Genomic DNA, 18,071 nt, shown 5'->3' with positions numbered 1-18,071 from the left:
CGCCTTCTCAGCCTAAGCGGCAGCAACACCGTACCGGATTCAGATATCCAGCAGGCGCCAAACCTCATAGGCTGGCGTCTCGTACGGGTGGCTCAGCTTGAGCGCAGCGACGACCTGAGCGATCAGGTCGTCGGCTACCACCAGCTCCACCTTCCACTCCTCGACCACCTCGACCTGGCCGGTTTGCCCGAGGAACGGCTGGCTGCCGTCCAACGGGCGAAACTGGCCTTGGCCCAAGGCCTGCCAGGCGCAGTGGTCATAGTCGCCGATACGCCCACCACCTGCGGCGAACACGGCGGCCTTGACCCCTTCAACATGGCTGGCCGGGACGAAGAAGGCGAGCTTGTACACGCCTTAGTTCACCCACACGCGGGCGTTGCGGAACATACGCATCAGCGCGGCGTCTTCCTGCCACTCATCCGGGCGCCAGGAGTTCTGCACGGCGCGGAACATACGCTCCGGGTGCGGCATCATGATGGTCACGCGGCCATCGCGGCTGGTCAGGCCGGTGATACCACGCGGCGAGCCGTTCGGGTTGGCCGGGTAGGCTTCGGTCACCTTGCCGTGGTTGTCGACGTAGCGCAGGGCCACGCAACCGGACAAGTCAGCTGCCAGCAGTGCCTCTTCGCTGGCGAACTCGGCATGGCCTTCACCGTGGGCGATGGCGATCGGCATACGCGAACCGGCCATGCCCTGCAGGAAGATCGAGTTGGACTTCTGCACCTCGACCATGGCCACGCGCGCCTCGAACTGCTCCGAACGGTTGCGCACGAAGTGCGGCCAGTGCTCGGTGCCCGGGATCAACTCGTGCAGGTTGGACATCATCTGGCAACCGTTGCACACGCCCAGGGCGAAGCTGTCGGTACGCTCGAAGAAGGCCTGGAAGGCATCGCGGGCGCGGCTGTTGAACAGCGCCGACTTGGCCCAGCCTTCACCGGCGCCCAGCACGTCACCGTAGGAGAAACCACCGCAGGCAACCAGGCCCTTGAAGGCTTCGAAGTCGACACGGCCGGCGAGGATGTCGCTCATGTGCACGTCGATGGCAGCGAAACCTGCACGGTCGAAGGCGGCAGCCATTTCGACCTGGCCGTTGACGCCCTGCTCGCGCAGGATCGCCACTTGCGGGCGCACACCCGTCTTGATGTACGGTGCGGCGATGTCATCGTTGACGTCGTAGCCCAGCTTGACCGACAGGCCCGGGTTTTCTTCCTCGAGCAGCAGGTCGAATTCCTGGTCGGCACAGTCGGCGTTGTCGCGCAGGCGTTGGACCTGGTAGCTGGTTTCGGCCCACTGGCGTTGCAGCATGCGACGGTCGTCGTCGAACAGCACTTCGCCGTTGAGGCTGATGGAGACTTCACCATTGTTGATCGGTTTACCGATCACCGCGACGCACTCTTCGCCCAAGCCGGCGGCACTGAACTGTGCCAGTACGTCCGGGGTGGCATCCTGGCGTACCTGGATGACTGCACCCAGCTCTTCGTTGAAGAGGATGGCTGCCACGTCGGCCTTGCTGTCGGTCAGCGGGTCGAGTTGCAGGTCGAGGCCGCAGTGGCCGGCGAAGGCCATTTCCAGCACGGTGGTCAACAGGCCGCCGTCGGAACGGTCGTGGTAAGCCAGCAGGTGACCGTCGGCGTTCAGGCCCTGGATCACGGCGAAGAACGCCTTGAGGTCTTCGGCGTCGTCAACGTCCGGTGCCTGGGCCGCGATCTTGCCGTAGGTCTGGGCCAGGATCGAGGCGCCCATACGGTTTTTGCCGCGGCCCAGGTCGATCAGGATCAGGTCGGTCTCGCCCTTGTCCATGCGCAGTTGCGGGGTCAGGGTCTGGCGGATGTCAGTGACCGGTGCGAAGCCAGTGATGATCAGCGACATCGGCGAGGTGACGCTCTTCTCGACGCCCTCTTCGCTCCACTTGGTCTTCATCGACATCGAGTCTTTGCCGACCGGAATGGTGATGCCCAGCTCCGGGCACAGCTCCATCCCCACAGCCTTGACGGTGTCGTACAGGCGCGCATCTTCACCCGGGTGGCCGGCAGCGGACATCCAGTTGGCCGACAGTTTGATGTCAGACAGCTTCTCGATGCGTGCTGCAGCCAGGTTGGTCAGGGTCTCGCCGATTGCCATGCGCCCGGAAGCCGGGGCATCCAGCAGCGCCAGCGGGGTACGCTCGCCCATCGCCATGGCTTCGCCGGTGTAGACGTCGAAGCTGGTGGCGGTGACGGCGCAGTCGGCCACCGGCACCTGCCACGGGCCGACCATCTGGTCGCGGGCAACCAGGCCGGTGATGGTGCGGTCGCCGATGGTGATCAGGAAGCTCTTGCTGGCCACGGCCGGGTGGTTCAGCACGCGCTGGACAGCCTGGTCCAGGTCCAGCTTGCTTGGGTCGAAGTCATCGCCCAGCTCGGCTTCGCGGGTGACCGAACGATGCATGCGCGGCGGTTTGCCCAGCAGTACGTCGAGCGGCATGTCCACTGGCGTGTTGCCGAAGTGGCTGTCGGTGACGGTCAGGTGCGGCTCTTCGGTCGCTTCACCGACCACGGCGAACGGGCAGCGCTCGCGCTCGCAAATGGCCTGGAAGCGCTCGAAGTCAACGGCGCTGACGGCCAGCACGTAACGCTCTTGCGACTCGTTGCTCCAGATTTCGTGCGGGGCCATGCCCGGCTCGTCGTTGGGCACGTTGCGCAGCTCGAAGCGGCCACCGCGGCCACCGTCGTTGACCAGCTCAGGGAAGGCGTTGGAGATACCACCGGCGCCAACGTCGTGGATGAAGGCGATCGGGTTCTTGTCACCCAGCTGCCAGCAGCGGTCGATGACCTCTTGGCAACGGCGCTCCATTTCCGGGTTTTCGCGCTGTACCGAAGCGAAGTCCAGGTCAGCCGAGCTGGCACCGGTCGCCACCGACGAGGCAGCGCCGCCGCCCAGGCCGATGAGCATGGCCGGGCCACCGAGCACGATCAGCTTGGCGCCGACGGTGATCTCGCCCTTCTGCACGTGGTCTTCACGGATGTTGCCCATGCCGCCGGCGAGCATGATCGGCTTGTGGTAGCCGCGCACTTCTTCGCCATGCGGGGTATTGATGGCCTGCTCGAAGGTACGGAAGTAGCCGGTCAGGGCCGGGCGACCGAATTCGTTGTTGAACGCAGCACCGCCCAGCGGGCCTTCGATCATGATGTCGAGGGCTTCGACGATACGCTCCGGCTTGCCGTAGGCCTGCTCCCATGGCTGCTCGAAGCCCGGGATGCGCAGGTTGGACACGGTGAAGCCGGTCAGGCCGGCTTTTGGCTTGGCGCCACGGCCGGTCGCGCCTTCGTCGCGGATTTCGCCGCCGGAGCCCGTGGAAGCGCCGGAGAACGGGGCGATGGCGGTCGGGTGGTTGTGCGTCTCGACCTTCATCAGGATGTGCACCGGCTCCTGCACCGCGCCGTACTGGCGGGTTTCAGGGTTCGGGAAGAAGCGCCCGGCGACGCTGCCTACGATCACCGAGGCGTTGTCCTTGTAAGCCGACAGCACGCCTTCGTTGTGCATCTGGTAGGTGTTCTTGATCATGCCGAACAGGCTCTTTTCCTGAGCCTGGCCGTCGATGTCCCAACTGGCGTTGAAGATCTTGTGGCGGCAGTGCTCGGAGTTGGCCTGGGCGAACATCATCAGTTCGATGTCGTTCGGGTTGCGCTTAAGGCCCTGGAAGGCGTTGACCAGGTAGTCGATCTCGTCTTCGGCCAGGGCCAGGCCCAGGTCGATGTTGGCCTTGGCCAGCGCGCCGCGGCCACCGGCCAGGATGTCGACCGAGGTCATCGGCTTGGGCTGGGCGTGGCTGAACAGGTCGGATGCCTGCTCCAGCTGGGCCAGCACGCGTTGGGTCATGCGGTCGTGCAGCTCGGCGGCGACGACTGCGGCGTCGGCATCGCTCAGCTCACCGGCGACGTAGTAGGCGATGCCGCGCTCCAGGCGCTGGATCGACTGCAGGCCGCAGTTGTGGGCGATGTCGCTGGCCTTGCTGGCCCATGGCGAGATGGTACCCAGGCGCGGCACGACCAGGAACAGGCGGCCGGTCGGCTCCTGTACCGGCACGCTCGGGCCGTATTTGAGCAGACGGCCCAGCACCTGCTGCTGGTCGGCGGTCAGCTCGCCGTCAACGTCGGCGAAGTGGGCAAATTCGGCATACAAACCAGTAACAGCGGGGACTTTCTGGCTCAGTTGCTCGAGTAATTTACCGTGGCGAAAGGCAGAAAGGGCAGGAGCGCCGCGCAGGATCAACATCGTCGGGACAGCCTCAGGAAGGGGTGTGCTTAGAGGCCGTGCATTCTAGCCTAATTCGACGGCTTTCGGCACCCGCTCTAAGCCATGGCTGCCGGGCGGCGGAACCGGACTTTCGGGTCAAATTTTCGAGGGATTCGTCTTGGGTTTTTCAGCGCCTGGGAGATCGAGCGCCGCCCGCGCGGCGCATCGCGGATGAATCCGCTCCTACCTCTGTTTCGGGCCAATCACGCTTGTGAGGTCACCGCTGCCCGCTTTTGCTTGCTCCCGTTGATATCGAGGTGTCCGCAAGGCGGGCAGCGCACCTATCACAGGACGGACTGGCCCGAAACAGATGTAGGAGCGGATTCATCCGCGATGCGCCGCGCGGGCGGCGCTCGATCTAACGGGTACCGACTCTCTATAGGCATGCCCCACCACACAACCCGCTACCAGACAAGCTATCTGTTGTCGAGATATGGCTGGGCCGGTCCTTTGCGTATACTGCAACCTATGTTCGCCCACACTGCTTTGCGCCAACGTTGCGCCAGATGGCTAATCGCAACCGGACTCTTTCTGCTGCTCGGTGCCTGCGTTGAAAAACCCAGCACCCTCGAGCGCGTGAAGGAGGACGGCGTGCTGCGCGTCATCACCCGCAACAGCCCGGCCACCTACTTCCAGGACCGCAACGGCGAAACCGGCTTCGAGTACGAACTGGTCCAGCATTTCGCCGACGATCTCGGCGTGAAGCTGCAGATCGAGACCGCCGACAACCTCGACGAACTGTACGACTCGCTCGGCAAACCTTCCGGCCCGGTGCTGGCAGCTGCCGGCCTGGTCAGTAGCGACCGGCGCAAAGCCCAGGTCAGGTACTCGCACCCTTACCTGGAAGTGACCCCGCAGGTCATCTACCGCAACGGCCGCCCCCGCCCCACCGATGCCAAGGGCCTGGTCGGCAAGAAGATCATGGTACTCAAAGGCAGCAGCCACGCCGACCAACTGGCCGAGCTGAAGAAACAGTACCCAGGCCTGCAGTACGAAGAATCCGACGCCGTCGAGGTGGTCGACCTGCTGCGCATGGTCGATGAAGGTCAGATCGACCTGACTCTGGTCGACTCCAATGAACTGGCGATGAACCAGGTCTACTTCCCCAACGTGCGGGTCGCCTTCGACCTGGGCGACACCCGCGACCAGCGCTGGGCAGTGGCTGCGGGGGATGACAACAGCCTGCTCAACGAGATCAACGAATTTCTCGACAAGGCGCAGAAAAACGGTACCTTGCAGCGCCTGAAAGACCGTTATTACGGCCATGTCGACGTATTGGGTTATGTGGGGGCCTACACCTTCGCTCAGCACCTGCAACAGCGCCTGCCCAAGTACGAGAAGCACTTCAAGAGCTACGCCAAGGTCGAACAGGTCGACTGGCGCCTGCTTGCAGCCATCGGCTACCAGGAGTCGATGTGGCAGCCGGAAGTCACCTCCAAGACTGGCGTGCGCGGCCTGATGATGCTGACCCAGCGCACCGCCCAGGCCATGGGCGTGTCCAACCGCCTGGACCCGAAGCAGAGTATCCAGGGCGGTGCCAAGTACTTCATGAAGATCAAGGAGGAGCTCGACGACAGCATCCAGGAGCCTGACCGCACCTGGTTCGCCCTGGCCGCCTACAACGTCGGCACCGGCCACCTGGAAGACGCCCGCACCTTGGCCAAGCGCGAAAAGCTCAACCCGAACAAATGGCTGGACGTGAAGAAGATGCTGCCCCGGCTGGCCCAGAAACAGTGGTACCGGCAGACCAAATACGGCTATGCCCGTGGTGGCGAACCGGTGCACTTCGTGGCCAACATCCGTCGCTACTACGACATCCTCACCTGGGTGACCCAACCGCAGCTCGAGGGCCAGGTGGCCGAGGGCAACCTGCATGTGCCCGGGGTGAACAAGGACAAGCCGGCGGATCAGTCGCCGCCGATGTGAGGCTGTAGCGGCCTTTTCGCGGGTAAACCCGCTCCTACAGGGACTGCACAGGTTTTGAGAGCCGTGCTTTCTCTGTGGGAGCAGGTTCACCCGCGAAAGGGCCGCTACAGGTTAATTCCTGGCTCGCCGAGCCTTGAAGAAGTCACTCAGGATCTGCCCACACTCCTCCGCCAGCACCCCGCCCTCCACCATCACCCGGTGGTTGAGAAAGCCCTGCCCGAAGAACTGCCCCTGGCTCTGCACGATCCCCGCCTTGGGCTCCAAGGCCCCGAACACCACCCTCGCCACCCGAGAATGCACGATCAGCCCTGCGCACATGCTGCACGGCTCCAGGGTCACGTACAGGGTGCTACCCGGCAGCCGGTAGTTGCTGGCGGCCTGGGCCGCCGCGCGAATGGCCACCATTTCGGCATGGGCGCTGGGGTCGCTGTCGACGATCGGCCGGTTGAACCCCTGGCCGATCACCTGGCCATGCTGCACCAGCACCGCCCCCACCGGCACCTCGCCCATGGCTGCACCCTCGGCAGCCAGGCCCAGGGCCAGGCGCATGAATTCCTGATCGCGGCTGCGGTCGATGATCTGCGGACGCATCAAACCACCGCGATCGCGGCCATCAGGCCGGTTTCCATGTGGTCGATGACGTGGCAGTGAAACATCCACGTACCGGGGTTATCCGCGACCAGCGCCACCTGGGCTCGCTCGTTCTTGCCCAACAGGTAGGTGTCGGTAAAGTAAGGCTCGGCGATCTGGCGGCGATTGGAGCCGATCACCTTGAAGCTCATGCCATGCAGGTGAATCGGGTGCTGGTACTGGGTCATGTTCTTCAGCTCGAAGATGTAGCTGTTGCCCTTCTTCAGCGTGGCGATCGGCCTGTCGGCGCAAGTCTTGTCGGTAATGTCCCACGCCTGGCCGTTGATCTGCCACATGCTCGACGGTTTGTCCGGGTCGCTGGTGACCGAGACGCTCGCCGCCCATTCGAAATTGAAGTTGAGCTTTTCGGCATTCTCCAGGTCCGGCTCGGCGATGGGGTTCGCCGGCAAGGCCTTGGGCCACTCGCCTGGCGCTTCGCCGCTGGCCACCGAGCGCAGCGTGCCCAGGCGCACAAAACCGTCGCGCAGGGAAATTTCTTCACCCACCTCAGGAATGCGAATGGCCAGACAGATGCGCATGCCAGGCCCAAGCCAGTATTCATCATCGAGTGGCCGTGGGGTCACGGGGTTGCCGTCGAGGGCATAGATTTTCGCCTCGCAGTTGCCTTTGAGGTTGAGACGGTACGTCCAGGTGTTGTCCAGGTTCAGCAGGCGCACGCGCACCACCTGACCGGCCGGCAGTTCGGTTACCGAGTCGGCCTGGCCGTTGATTGTGATCAGCCGCCCGGCGGTGCCGTTACGCGCAGCCTCGCGGGGGATGCTGAACGGCAGCCACGCGCCCTGCTCGTCCACGTGCCAGTTCTTCAGGCTCAGGGTGCGCTCGTGCTTGAACCCGGTGGGTTCGCGCTCCTCGACGATCAGCGGGCCGACCAGCCCACGCCCAAGCTCCTCGGAGCTGCTGACATGGGGGTGATACCAGTAGCTGCCTGCATCCGGCACGCGAAACTTGTAGTCGAAGTACTCGCCTGGCTTTACCGGCAACTGCGAGACGTAAGGCACGCCGTCCATTTCCAGCGGCAGGCGAATGCCATGCCAGTGGATGGTGGTTTCCACCGGCAGGTGGTTGATGAAGCGCACCCGCAACCAGGTACCCTGACGCACACGCAGCTCGGTGCCCGGCGCCGAGGGGCCAAAGGCCCAGGCCTCGGTCTTGAAGCCCGGCACCAACTCGACGTCCAGGGGCGCGGCAATCAGCTCGTAGTCATGCCCGGCATTGTCGTCTTCTACCTTGCCCAGCCAGTAACGCGCCGCGCCACCGGCGCCCAGGCCAACCACAACCAGGCCGGTGAGGCCCTTGAGCATTTGTCGACGGGTGAAAGACATCGGTGCGGGTACCTCGTGTTCTGCGCAATCAAGCTGCCAGCACGGCTGGCGGTGAAGGCGAATACGATACACCTGCAATTGAGAAATATTAAGTAAAGAGTGCGCTGCCTGCGCGCCCTGCACAGCGATATCTAACACCAGCATCGTGCCGAACTGCCCATCCTGCGTGCTCCCTCATCGACCGCAGGAGAGGCTCATGACTACGCCTGAACAGCAGCACGCCGATCAACAGCAATTGAGAGCTCTCGCCGAACCGTTGGTCGGCGCATGCCCTGACATGCGTCAGATGGCGAGAGAAACGGCACAGACCATCCTGAACAAATATGACCAGGGCACGCTCGACCCCGACCACGTCTATTTCAACCGTTTCACCCGAGCCGTGAGCGCCGCGACGTACAGCGGCTGGGCACACTACGAGCGCCCGACCCAGTCGCTGACCTTGCCGCAACTGGTCATGCAACGTTTCGACGTGAATGATCAGGACAGCGCCGACTTGCTGAGTGATTACACGGGTTTTTACAAGGACGGCCCCAACAATGATGTGTTTGATGCCTCCAACGAGATCCCAATCGCACCTGGGAAGGTACTTGAAGACTTCTGGGCCATCGACTTCAGCAACGTATTTCAACAGCGCCTGGAGGCGTTCTGGAGCCAACACGCCGATGATTTCAGGGTGCTGGCCAAAACAAATTTCATGGCCAAGGTGATGGAGGTTTGCGCCGACAATCCAGGCAGCGAGCTGGCAAAAAGCAGCTTGCGGGCGGCTGCCGCACTGGGCGGGGAAATCACCTGGCCAGTAACGCTCGAGCAGCTGCGCCGCTCCAGCCCTCTACATGAAGGCTACGCATTGCGCACCTTGGACATCGGTGGCTATGTCGCCAGCGATATCCTGCGCATCGTGATGGCCGATGGCGCAGAGCTTGTCTACATGCCGGGTGAAGTAGAAGCCCTGCAGTTATTTGCCAACCGCGACGAACTCTATTGGTGGGTACTCAATCAAACCAACGAGCGAGCGAATCGCGCACGCTTCATGAGCCACTTCGCGATGTCATGCCACGCGGAACACGGCAGCAATGTAGGCCTCAACCACCAGATCGACCTCATGTTCTATCACTGGGGCCGCGACAATGGGCAGTACCTCAACCAACTTGATCAGAAGATACAGGGCGATGCTTTTGCCCACATGCGGGACGCGACACGCCAACGCATGCAAGACGATGCGCACTTCGCCCTACGTTCGAACAGTGATCTGCGTAAACAACTGTGGATTGGTTACCTGAAAGCATTCGGGCAAGTCTTCGGCCCCATGGCCGCTGTGGATTGGCCCGTTGCACTGGCCGTGGTAGGCGCAGGGCTGGCAGACACTGGCTTGAACATCGACCAGGCAGTCACTGGCCACACCACCGCCCAGCGCAAGGCCGGCGTGCTGGGTGCTGTGTTCGCCGCCATCGATACGCTGTTCAACGCAACGCTGCTTGCCGGTGTCGAAGGCACGGTGGGTGAGGAATTTGCCGAGACAGGCTCTGCCAGTGAAGCAGCAGAGGTCGAGCCCGGCGAAGCACCGACCGAAAGCGAACCCCAAACGCCGTTAAGCAGCAGCGAGCTGGAAGCGCGCTTGCCCGAGGCTTTCCGGTCCAAACCACAAGATCAATTGCTAACGTCTTTCGAATCCAATGAAATCCTCAGCGGCGAGCCCGGCAGCGGCGCGCTCGAAGGGGTCTACACCCAGCAAGGCCAGTTCTATGTTTTGATTGACGACCTGCCCTACCAGGTTCGATATGTTGGGGAGTCGGCGAGTTGGGTGGTCGTCGATCCTGAATCGCCCTTCTCGTTCTCTCGCCACGTGCCTTTGCAACGCACGGCCGAGGGCACCTGGAAACCCATAGCACGCACCGGGCTCAAAGGCGGAAAACCGCCGAAATTGGTGCAGAAACTACTCGGCTTGACGCCCACCCGGCCCGCCGTGCAGCCCCTTGAATTAACACCGTACGAAGTGCCAACCGCTCGACGCGCAATCTTCAGCAAATACGATATTTCCTCAGAAAACAGGGTCATTACCGGTGACCACTTCACTTTTGATCAAGAAGCCAATCAAGTCTACGAAGAATACGGAGCAATCCGTGACCGGTTGGCCGCCGACGCTGAGGCATTCATCCGCTCCAGCACCTTGCCAGAACGCCCCCGCATTCCGGACCTTCCCAGCCAGGCCAGCCCTAAACAGATCATTCGAAGCATTTATGAAAACAGCGAGGGACTGGTCATTGGCGAGCCACATTCCGCATTGGGCAGTAAACGCTTTCTGATCGACAATATGGCCGAGCTGAAGAAGCAGAATGTAAAAGTGCTGTACATGGAGCACTACACCACCGATTTCCAACAGGCTGATCTGGATGAATTCAACCGAACCGGCACACTGTCAGCAGAGCTGAAACGCTATATAAAGGCCCAAGATTTCGGGCATGTCACAGATCGCGCGGGCCAATATACCTTTGAAAATGTCATGCTCAAGGCTCAACAGCATGGCATACGCATTCAGGCCATCGATTGCCTGGCCAGTTATGCGCAGGCGTGGGCCAGAGCACCTGCGGCAACGGTACGCCAACAGATGATGAATTTTTTCGCGCACCTGATCATCGACGCAGACCAGCTGGTACGTGGCAAAAGCAGATGGATAGCATTAGTGGGCAACACCCACGCCAATACCTATGAAGGCGTGCCCGGCCTGGGTGAAATGCAAAAAGCCATTGGCCTGCGCGTGGTGGATGTCGATTTCGGTCAACCTGGAGGCATTGGTGCTGACCCTGGGTTTCCCTATATTCACAAGGACGCCTCGACCAGCCGAATAAAGAGTGACCTGTTGCTGCGCGCCCCACTGACAGTCGCCGAAGCGCGTACCAGCAGCCTGGACGAACTCTTGCAATCCGCTATTTCAGAAGATCAACTTGAGCAACGCCTGACGGCAACCGGCGACTTCATGTTCATCACAAAGGGCAATAAACCTACCCTGGTGCACCGCAGCCGTTCCGGCCAGCTGGTGTTTACACCCATTCTGCAGGACAACCATTTCTTCTATATCGATAACAGCCGCTGGCCTTGGGCGCATCAGTACCGCACACCAGAGCTGAAGCGATTGAGGGACGTGCTTGAACGTAATGGCATGCATTACAAGCCGGCCAATTAAGCATAAAAAAAGGGTGAAACCTCACGGTCTCACCCTTTTTTACCAATCGACCGTGCCGATTATTCCCACTCAATTATCAATTATCATTTTTAATCATTAAAATTCAATGAGATAAAAACTCATCACTTCACCAAAACCATGAAAAATACCATTACTGAATCATATGGATGGCTTAGATTCTGCACAGGAATCGTGTCCAAACGCTCTGTTTATCTGCCTCAACAGGATAGCCAGCTCGGAGTGATGCCCGTCGCGAATAACCTCATCTAAGAGTTGAAGTGAATAGATTGGATCGGCTCGAAAATTCTGAGCCACAACCTCATCATGCTCACGGTCTTTCATTCCAAATAACCATTATCTAATTAAACCGAGCAGCTAATTCATCAGAAGTTAGGTCAGCAGCTCTTTTAGATAAAGAGTGCTGGCATTGAATACTTCACGCTTGTAAGGCTTATCTGGCAGCGTTTTCCCAATCTTCTCAATTTTAGGTACAGTTGGTTTTTTTTGCAAAAGGGCCGGTTTTCCACCATAAAGAACCACAAAACGCTCTTGCAACGAAAATTTATGCCCATAAAAATCTTCCAACAAACCCAATGCATAACGAACAAACTGCCGCGTACTCTTGAATTGACCGCAGTACCCAACCGGATTACCCGACTTCAAATCTATGTAGAGCGCAGTTAACTCCCTTTCCTTTGCGATCAGTACAACACAATCACAAGCCCGGTGATGGTCATGCCCATTGCCAGCCGTCAACAGTGGCGACATTAGTGCGTTCCTCCCGCGCCCTTTATCAGGATTAAAACTGAACCATTCCCCATTCGGAGCCAGTAGTTTCACTAGTTTTAACTTAGCGAGGGCGTCGTCCTCTTTAATCAATATGTTCGTGTGTTGATCACCACGGTATGTACAGCATGAAAGCGATAATCGTAACGCCTCAAGCTCCGCAACTAAAGGCATCAGAGGTCACCCCCATACAAAATTTCACCTTGTATGGCATTCATGACCTCAATAGTGTCATCAAAAGTTTCTACCTCAATTCCGCGATCAGGGTAGATATTAGCCAGCTTCAGCGTCCTTACTTTACCGCGCCGACCAGCACCAGTTGAGGGCTTTGCTATTGTTGCCGTCATGTAAAGTCGAACAACTGCCGGATCAAGAAGTTCCTCATCTACATACTTGTATTGCTGCTGAACAGATCTCGTATGTTCTGTTCTTTGATGCAGCATGATCAGTGTATTTAACTCTTTGACCAAGTAGTCGCTGTGAGTCGTAATGAATACTTTGATACCTGCGTTGACCATACGCGCCACAAGCCGAGCAAAAGCTCGCTGATTCTTGGGATGAAGATTCAGTTCCGGCTCATCAATGATAAAAATATCACCGGAGCGCGCTCGGCATCGCAAGTAGAAACCAACATCCAGCAGGGCGCGAATACAACTCGACGCCTCATTCATCGTAAAGCGCTGTTTACCTGCACCTTTCGCCTGATAGACAAGCTCTTGTTTTACAACCTTATAACTGCCACCGATGATGGCGTCGAAAGCGACTAATAATTCAGGATTATCCGCTGCCAGCTCCCCGGTTCTCTTGTCAATATCCTCAAGCTGTCTGACAAAATCAACGTTATCTTCAACTGGCCACGCATAATCAGTCTCAATTTCTTGAAGTATCTTAAAAGGATTTCTTCTGAGTTCTTTTGAATCAATCTGATTTATGGCCTTAAGCATACGAGTGCGAGCCATATCTAGCTCTTTACGGAAAATTGCTGCTCCCGTTCTTTCGGCACTGGATATGTGAACTCTAGGCAAATGCTGCGCGAAGACAATCTCAGCAATAGCGTCTACGATGAAATCGGTTAGCCCTCCGAAAGGGCGCATGATAACTTCTTCATCCGCCACCAACACTTCAAGCATAACGCTATCGGATTCTTTGGTTAAGGTGGCAAGAACTTTCCCCCCCGTGCCAGCCTTCACGGTTCGTTGAAACGCCTTACTTGAAATATCAGTTTCAAGGCAAGCACTTGGTATGAATACTGTTTTTTCAAATATCTCAGCTTGGGTAGCGAACGCTCTCGGCAATCCGCCGACATAAATTTTACCCATTCTTTTCAAGTAGTCGTCGATCTTTCCATCGAACATCGCCCCAAGATCGATACGATATTGATTAGAATCTTTTAAAAGGGTGTCAATTTCGTCTTCTATAACTACACGAAGTATTTGCCTCCAACTGCGCAAAAAACCATACACTGCATAAGTTGCGTAAGTTTTACCCGTGTTATTTTCTCCGCATATAAGCGTGAGATTAGCTAGCTCCAGGTCAACCTGATCTAGTAAGCCGAGATTTTCAAATTGAAAGTGCATCAGCGCTACGCTCCGTTTTATCATTGATCCTTCGCAATCAGTGCGCGAGTTTTGCGTGTAGCGTTAACCGAACACACATGCATAATTATTTGCAGGATTAGCACTCATCTAAACGGGCCGACTGAAACAGGATCCCCAAGCCATAACATCGCCCCTCGTTCCACACCCGAAAAGTGGTTTAATCAAACGCCATTTTAACCAGCAAATAGCAAAAAAAACACCAAAACAGAACCACTCGCGTGGCTATTTACGCGCGAAAACAACTTGGCTCATTTTGGCTCTGATTTCTGACTGCATAACGCTGAACTCAATCATCAGATTCTCCACGTCTATGGATGTGCGCCTTCCCCTCGGCGCGGCAACAACCACAATTTTAGCAGTCCAGCTACCCGCCCGAGATTTCCATTCAGCTTCACAAGCACGCATACCGCTTCAAGGTCAGCCCGAGACCATATCTGCCGATTCAGCCCTACCGCTCTCAGAAATGCAGAGCAGGACAACCCCTTGGACGATCCGCTTCTCCCTTTGGTGCTTTGTCCTCTTTTATCCCAAACTCCAAGCGCGATTGGTGAGACGCGGCAGCGACCGTCAGCCTCGCAGAGCAGGATGCCATCGAGCCGCAGGCGAGTAAGGGGCGGTGGTGGAGGCCTTAGCTGCGTAGCAGCGTAGGCCTACAACACACATCTTGCCTGCTACCTCTCTGCGATTCTATGCGACTGGAGCAGAATCGCCAGTAAAATATGGCGTAATCGCGTACATTCGCGCTAATTCGCATACACTCGCGTAGCATCGCATTAATCAATTCTTCTAATCGCATAGAATCGCATACATTCGCATAAAAACGCGTTTCCGACTGAGTTCATGAGCATCAAGGACGGACTGACACCAAAAGGAGGGGGCTTTGAGAGGCCATCAGCTAGGCCAGCCAAATCTAAGTCTTGTAAATTGCTCGACCCGGGTGAGAACATAGCCTCCGTTTACGCGCTTTTTTCGAAACTCGATCATCAAGAAACAACGGAGTAATCATGGCACGAAAAACCCTCGCAGAGCGCCGTTCTGATGCCCTTTCGGAGCTTGAAATGGCGAAAGCCAGATTGGCAAAACTCGACAATGAGGCAGCCGAAAGAATCGGAAGAATTGCAATAAAGTCAGGATTGGTTAATCTTGAGCTTACGGACGATCAAGTCCGAGAAGAATTCGACAAAATCGTGGAAAGGATTAGCAAGGGGAATTGATCATGAAGACAGCTCACCGCATCAGCGCATTGGCCAATCAACTCAACGAACTGCAAGCCTGCCTCGGTCGAGCCAGTGGACGGCCTAGCAAGAGCGTTATGGAAGCCCAGCGCATAGCGGCCGAGCTGGCTTCTTCACTCGAAGATTGGCACCTTGAAACGCTACACATCCCTGAACCGGAGCGTGACCTTTATCGCGCACAGAATCCCTATTACGCTGCCCACTGACGCCGCGCACCGCCTTATCAAAAGCTCACTTCGGTGGGCTTTTTTTGTCCGCAAAACGTATCAAACCGGACAGCCGAGCCCCTTTCACGCGTCAAGAAAAACGCGATCAAAATCATAGCGTTGAGAAACAATCTCGTGAAGATTGACGGACAGTTTACGGACATAAATCATTGAATTCTATGCGGATACAAGATTATCCGCATATTTAAAACCGCTCCATATCGGTCAATAATCAAACCTCGGACGATGACAAAATGAGGTATTCGGTATGGAAATGGAATCGCAAAAAACGTCGGCTTATGCCGCCCGAAAACTCGGTCGAGGCGCGGCGCTCGCTCTAGCAATGGCGAGCGCAGGCCTTGGTGTAAGTCTCTACATGGCACCGGCTCCGGCCTATGCCATCTACTGCTCGAACTGCTCTACGTTCTATCAGCAGATGTACGAATACGCCGAAGCGGTGAATACGCAACTGAACACCGCGCAGCAGTTGCAGACGCAGATCCAGCAGTACGACAACATGATTAAGCAGGGCATGTCACTGCCCAGCCGCATGTTCAACACCATCACTGGCGACCTCCAGCGCGTGGCCAGCGTCTACAACTCGGCGCAGTCGCTCGGCCGCAACATCAGCAATCTGGACGAACAGTTTCGCCAGCAGTTCAAGGGCTATGACAGCTATCTGAACTCGATTGGCCAAGGGCAAAACAACATGCCGCAGCGCTATCGGGACTGGGCACAATCCGGCTTCGATAACGCCCGCACGGCCATGCAGGCCGCTGGCGTGAATACCAGCACATTCGAGGATGAGAACGCGATGCTGGACCAGTTGGTAAGCCGTTCACAGTCGGCCGTTGGTCGCCAGCAGGCCATTCAAGCAGGGAACGAGATTGCGGCGCAGAACGTGCAGCAGCTCCAGAAGCTGCGCGATCTGGTGGCCACACAGATCACCCTGCAAGGCAACTACATGGCGCAGCAAAACGAACGACAGTCCGTTAGCGATGCCTCCGAACAGCAATTCCGCAGCCGTGAAAATACACGCGGCCCGTCTGAGGGGTTCTAACCATGATGATTTCTAAGGCGCTGATTGCCGCCCTCTGTCTCGTCTCGGCCCTTGGTGGGTCGGCACTGACGGCCGTGGTCGTCACGAACGCCGCCGCGCCGGAATGCGCAGCGGTCGGCAATGGCCATCAGGATGACCAATTCCGCAGCCGCCCAAACACTCGCGGCCCGTCTGAGGGGTTCTGACTATGCGACGTTCAACCGTTTACGCACTTGTCGGCGCGGTGCTCTTGCTATCCGCAACTAGTGCGATGGCTGCCGGGGTCGATTTGGCGCAGAGCAACACGTCTATGAACAGCCTTCTGCGGCTGATTCAGAACGCTTCAAACCAATGGGCACCGCGCCTGCATGATTACGCCTTGTGGCTCTTGGGATGCCTTGCCGTCATCCAGTTAGTTTGGACTTTTGCTCCTTTGGTCATGCGCGGGGCTGAACTGGGCGACATCCTCCATGAACTGGTGAAATTCATCCTCGTGATAGGGTTCTTCTATGCGATGCTCGATCACGCGACCGAGTGGGGCGGGGCCATCGTCAACAGCTTCCGGCAGGCCGGGGCGCACGCGGCAGGGTTGGGTAGTGCGGAGCTGATGCCGGGGGATATGTTCTCAACTGCTGTGGACTTTTCACGGCAGGTGCTGACGGCCGGTGTTTCGATGTTCAGCCCAATCACATCGGTTGTGGTGGCCGTATCTGCATTGATCGTCCTGATGTGTTTTACGTTTATAGCGGCTCTGGTGTTCGTGACGCTGGTAGAGGCCTACGTCATCATCAATGCCGCCGTCCTGTTTATGGGTTTCGGTGGCTCTCAATGGACACGCGAATATGCACTGGCTCCCATTCGCTATGCCGTTGCGGTAGGTGCCAAGCTGTTTGTCCTGACTCTGATTGTGGGTCTGATCATGCAGGTTTCCGCAGAATGGTCGGCAGCCTACACCAACGACGAAGCGTCGTTGATGACCTTGGTCGGCCTGTCTTTGGTGTGCGCCTACCTGACCAAAACCATCCCTGAACTGATCGGCGGCATGATTAGCGGCACGTCGATGGGCGGCGGCTCTGCAATTGGGGGCATGGCCGCAGCCGGTGCAGCCGGTGCGGCGGCCGCAGTCGCTACTGTTGCAACAGCAGGGGCAGCAGCCCCGGCCGCAGGAGCACTAGGGGCCGCAGGAACTGGCGGAGGCGCTGCCAGTGCCGCGGGTGGTGGACTGGCCTCCGCACTGAACGCCAGCATGGCAGGCGGCAGTACCGCAGGGGGCATCGGTGGTGCGACGGGCGTCAGCAGCGCTGGAATTGGCGCAAGCACAGGAGGGGGCACCGGTGCGGCCGCAAAGGCCGCAGGTTCTCGCGTCGGGGGTGGTGCCGCGTCAGGATCGGCGAATCCAGTGTCGGCGGCCGCTTCGCCAGCTAGCCAAAAAGCAGGCAGCGGCTTGAAACAAGCCGCCAAACAGGCCGGAAGAGCGGCCAAGGGCGGTGACGACGATACGGATCAGCAGGCCGTCGCTCAGCAACGGCAGATGACACCAAAAGAAGGGACCGGCGGCAACGGCAAGGTTGTTGCGCAGGGCGCCGAGGTGGCCACACGGGCGCTTGGCGTGCTGGGCGCTATCAGCGTACCCGGTATGGAAAGCTCCCACGGGCTTTCGCTCGGGGGCACCGGGTCTCCCCCTCCCGTCCCCGGCGGCGACAGTCCAACGCCTGATGACGGCGCAGAGCCGACTACACAAGCGGAATCCAACATTATTCGTCCGACATCGGACACAGCTAGGACCGGAAATGTCGGCGCGCTCAATGTGCCCGGCATGGATTCTGGCGTTAACTCTCAATCGGAGGCGTAA

Annotated in this window: 13 protein-coding genes; 6 read left to right on the top strand and 7 right to left on the bottom strand. The window is 58.3% G+C overall.

The window, feature by feature from the left end:
- Positions 1 to 39: 39 nt before the first annotated feature.
- Together H040_RS03270 and purL are read right to left on the bottom strand one after the other, a co-directional pair.
- Positions 40 to 351, bottom strand: coding sequence for an NGG1p interacting factor 3 protein, NIF3 (locus tag H040_RS03270; RefSeq protein WP_027920137.1), 312 nt, complete (start codon positions 349 to 351; stop codon positions 40 to 42).
- A gap of 3 nt (positions 352 to 354) precedes the next feature.
- A complete protein-coding gene (purL, locus tag H040_RS03265; protein ID WP_027920138.1) occupies positions 355 to 4,254 on the bottom strand; it encodes a phosphoribosylformylglycinamidine synthase in 3,900 nt (1,299 codons plus the stop codon).
- Between the two features lie 489 nt (positions 4,255 to 4,743).
- Here purL and mltF point away from each other — a divergent pair, with 489 nt between their 5' ends.
- Positions 4,744 to 6,201 (top strand): membrane-bound lytic murein transglycosylase MltF, encoded by a 1,458-nt coding sequence (gene mltF, locus H040_RS03260; protein ID WP_027920139.1) that lies wholly within the window; start codon positions 4,744 to 4,746, stop codon positions 6,199 to 6,201.
- A 111-nt stretch (positions 6,202 to 6,312) separates the two neighbouring features.
- On the opposite strand, the gene tadA is transcribed toward mltF, so the two are convergent.
- On the bottom strand, positions 6,313 to 6,792 hold the full coding sequence (gene tadA / locus H040_RS03255) for a tRNA adenosine(34) deaminase TadA (RefSeq protein WP_027920140.1): 480 nt from the start codon (positions 6,790 to 6,792) through the stop codon (positions 6,313 to 6,315).
- Positions 6,792 to 8,174, bottom strand: a complete 1,383-nt coding sequence (locus tag H040_RS03250) for a multicopper oxidase family protein (protein ID WP_027920141.1) — start codon at positions 8,172 to 8,174, stop codon at positions 6,792 to 6,794. Before H040_RS03250 ends, tadA begins: the two co-directional genes overlap by 1 nt.
- A gap of 196 nt (positions 8,175 to 8,370) precedes the next feature.
- Here H040_RS03250 and H040_RS03245 point away from each other — a divergent pair, with 196 nt between their 5' ends.
- Positions 8,371 to 11,355: a membrane-targeted effector domain-containing toxin gene (locus H040_RS03245; RefSeq protein WP_050437251.1), complete on the top strand. Its 2,985-nt coding sequence runs from the start codon at positions 8,371 to 8,373 to the stop codon at positions 11,353 to 11,355.
- Positions 11,356 to 11,745: 390 nt separating this feature from the next.
- On the opposite strand, the gene H040_RS27220 is transcribed toward H040_RS03245, so the two are convergent.
- From H040_RS27220 to H040_RS28025, 3 genes are all read right to left on the bottom strand, one after another.
- Positions 11,746 to 12,123 (bottom strand): hypothetical protein, encoded by a 378-nt coding sequence (locus H040_RS27220; protein ID WP_128572591.1) that lies wholly within the window; start codon positions 12,121 to 12,123, stop codon positions 11,746 to 11,748.
- 191 nt (positions 12,124 to 12,314) lie between these two features.
- Positions 12,315 to 13,718 (bottom strand): AAA family ATPase, encoded by a 1,404-nt coding sequence (locus tag H040_RS03235; protein ID WP_027920142.1) that lies wholly within the window; start codon positions 13,716 to 13,718, stop codon positions 12,315 to 12,317.
- 329 nt (positions 13,719 to 14,047) lie between these two features.
- A complete protein-coding gene (locus H040_RS28025; RefSeq protein WP_371260264.1) occupies positions 14,048 to 14,218 on the bottom strand; it encodes a plasmid mobilization protein in 171 nt (56 codons plus the stop codon).
- 525 nt (positions 14,219 to 14,743) lie between these two features.
- Here H040_RS28025 and H040_RS03225 point away from each other — a divergent pair.
- From H040_RS03225 to trbL, 4 genes are all read left to right on the top strand, one after another.
- Complete coding sequence (locus H040_RS03225; RefSeq protein ID WP_000101767.1) at positions 14,744 to 14,953, top strand: TraC family protein; 210 nt, start codon at positions 14,744 to 14,746, stop codon at positions 14,951 to 14,953.
- A 2-nt stretch (positions 14,954 to 14,955) separates the two neighbouring features.
- Complete coding sequence (locus H040_RS03220) at positions 14,956 to 15,180, top strand: hypothetical protein (protein WP_016943284.1); 225 nt, start codon at positions 14,956 to 14,958, stop codon at positions 15,178 to 15,180.
- A 268-nt stretch (positions 15,181 to 15,448) separates the two neighbouring features.
- Positions 15,449 to 16,240 carry a P-type conjugative transfer protein TrbJ gene (gene trbJ, locus H040_RS03215; protein ID WP_027920143.1) on the top strand — a complete coding sequence of 264 codons (792 nt, stop codon included), beginning with the start codon at positions 15,449 to 15,451 and terminating at the stop codon, positions 16,238 to 16,240.
- Between the two features lie 187 nt (positions 16,241 to 16,427).
- The gene (gene trbL / locus H040_RS03205; protein ID WP_027920144.1) at positions 16,428 to 18,071 is read left to right on the top strand and encodes a P-type conjugative transfer protein TrbL; all 1,644 of its coding nucleotides are present in this window, start codon (positions 16,428 to 16,430) and stop codon (positions 18,069 to 18,071) included.

The organism is Pseudomonas sp. URMO17WK12:I7, assembly GCF_003269045.1.
Lineage (GTDB): Bacteria > Pseudomonadota > Gammaproteobacteria > Pseudomonadales > Pseudomonadaceae > Aquipseudomonas > Aquipseudomonas putida_J.
The sequence above is the reverse complement of the archived record's forward strand: the minus strand, read 5'-3'. Positions and strand labels throughout refer to the sequence as shown.

Bases quoted from the DNA above. Each gene is read 5' to 3' on its own strand.
- trbJ (WP_027920143.1), top strand. From the start codon at position 15,449: ATGGAAATGGAATCGCAAAAAACGTCGGCTTATGCCGCCCGAAAACTC.
- H040_RS03225 (WP_000101767.1), top strand. From the start codon at position 14,744: ATGGCACGAAAAACCCTCGCAGAGCGCCGTTCTGATGCCCTTTCGGAG.
- H040_RS03250 (WP_027920141.1), bottom strand. From the start codon at position 8,174: ATGTCTTTCACCCGTCGACAAATGCTCAAGGGCCTCACCGGCCTGGTT.
- H040_RS03235 (WP_027920142.1), bottom strand. From the start codon at position 13,718: ATGCACTTTCAATTTGAAAATCTCGGCTTACTAGATCAGGTTGACCTG.
- H040_RS03220 (WP_016943284.1), top strand. From the start codon at position 14,956: ATGAAGACAGCTCACCGCATCAGCGCATTGGCCAATCAACTCAACGAA.
- mltF (WP_027920139.1), top strand. From the start codon at position 4,744: ATGTTCGCCCACACTGCTTTGCGCCAACGTTGCGCCAGATGGCTAATC.
- trbL (WP_027920144.1), top strand. From the start codon at position 16,428: ATGCGACGTTCAACCGTTTACGCACTTGTCGGCGCGGTGCTCTTGCTA.
- purL (WP_027920138.1), bottom strand. From the start codon at position 4,254: ATGTTGATCCTGCGCGGCGCTCCTGCCCTTTCTGCCTTTCGCCACGGT.
- tadA (WP_027920140.1), bottom strand. From the start codon at position 6,792: ATGCGTCCGCAGATCATCGACCGCAGCCGCGATCAGGAATTCATGCGC.
- H040_RS27220 (WP_128572591.1), bottom strand. From the start codon at position 12,123: ATGTCGCCACTGTTGACGGCTGGCAATGGGCATGACCATCACCGGGCT.
- H040_RS03245 (WP_050437251.1), top strand. From the start codon at position 8,371: ATGACTACGCCTGAACAGCAGCACGCCGATCAACAGCAATTGAGAGCT.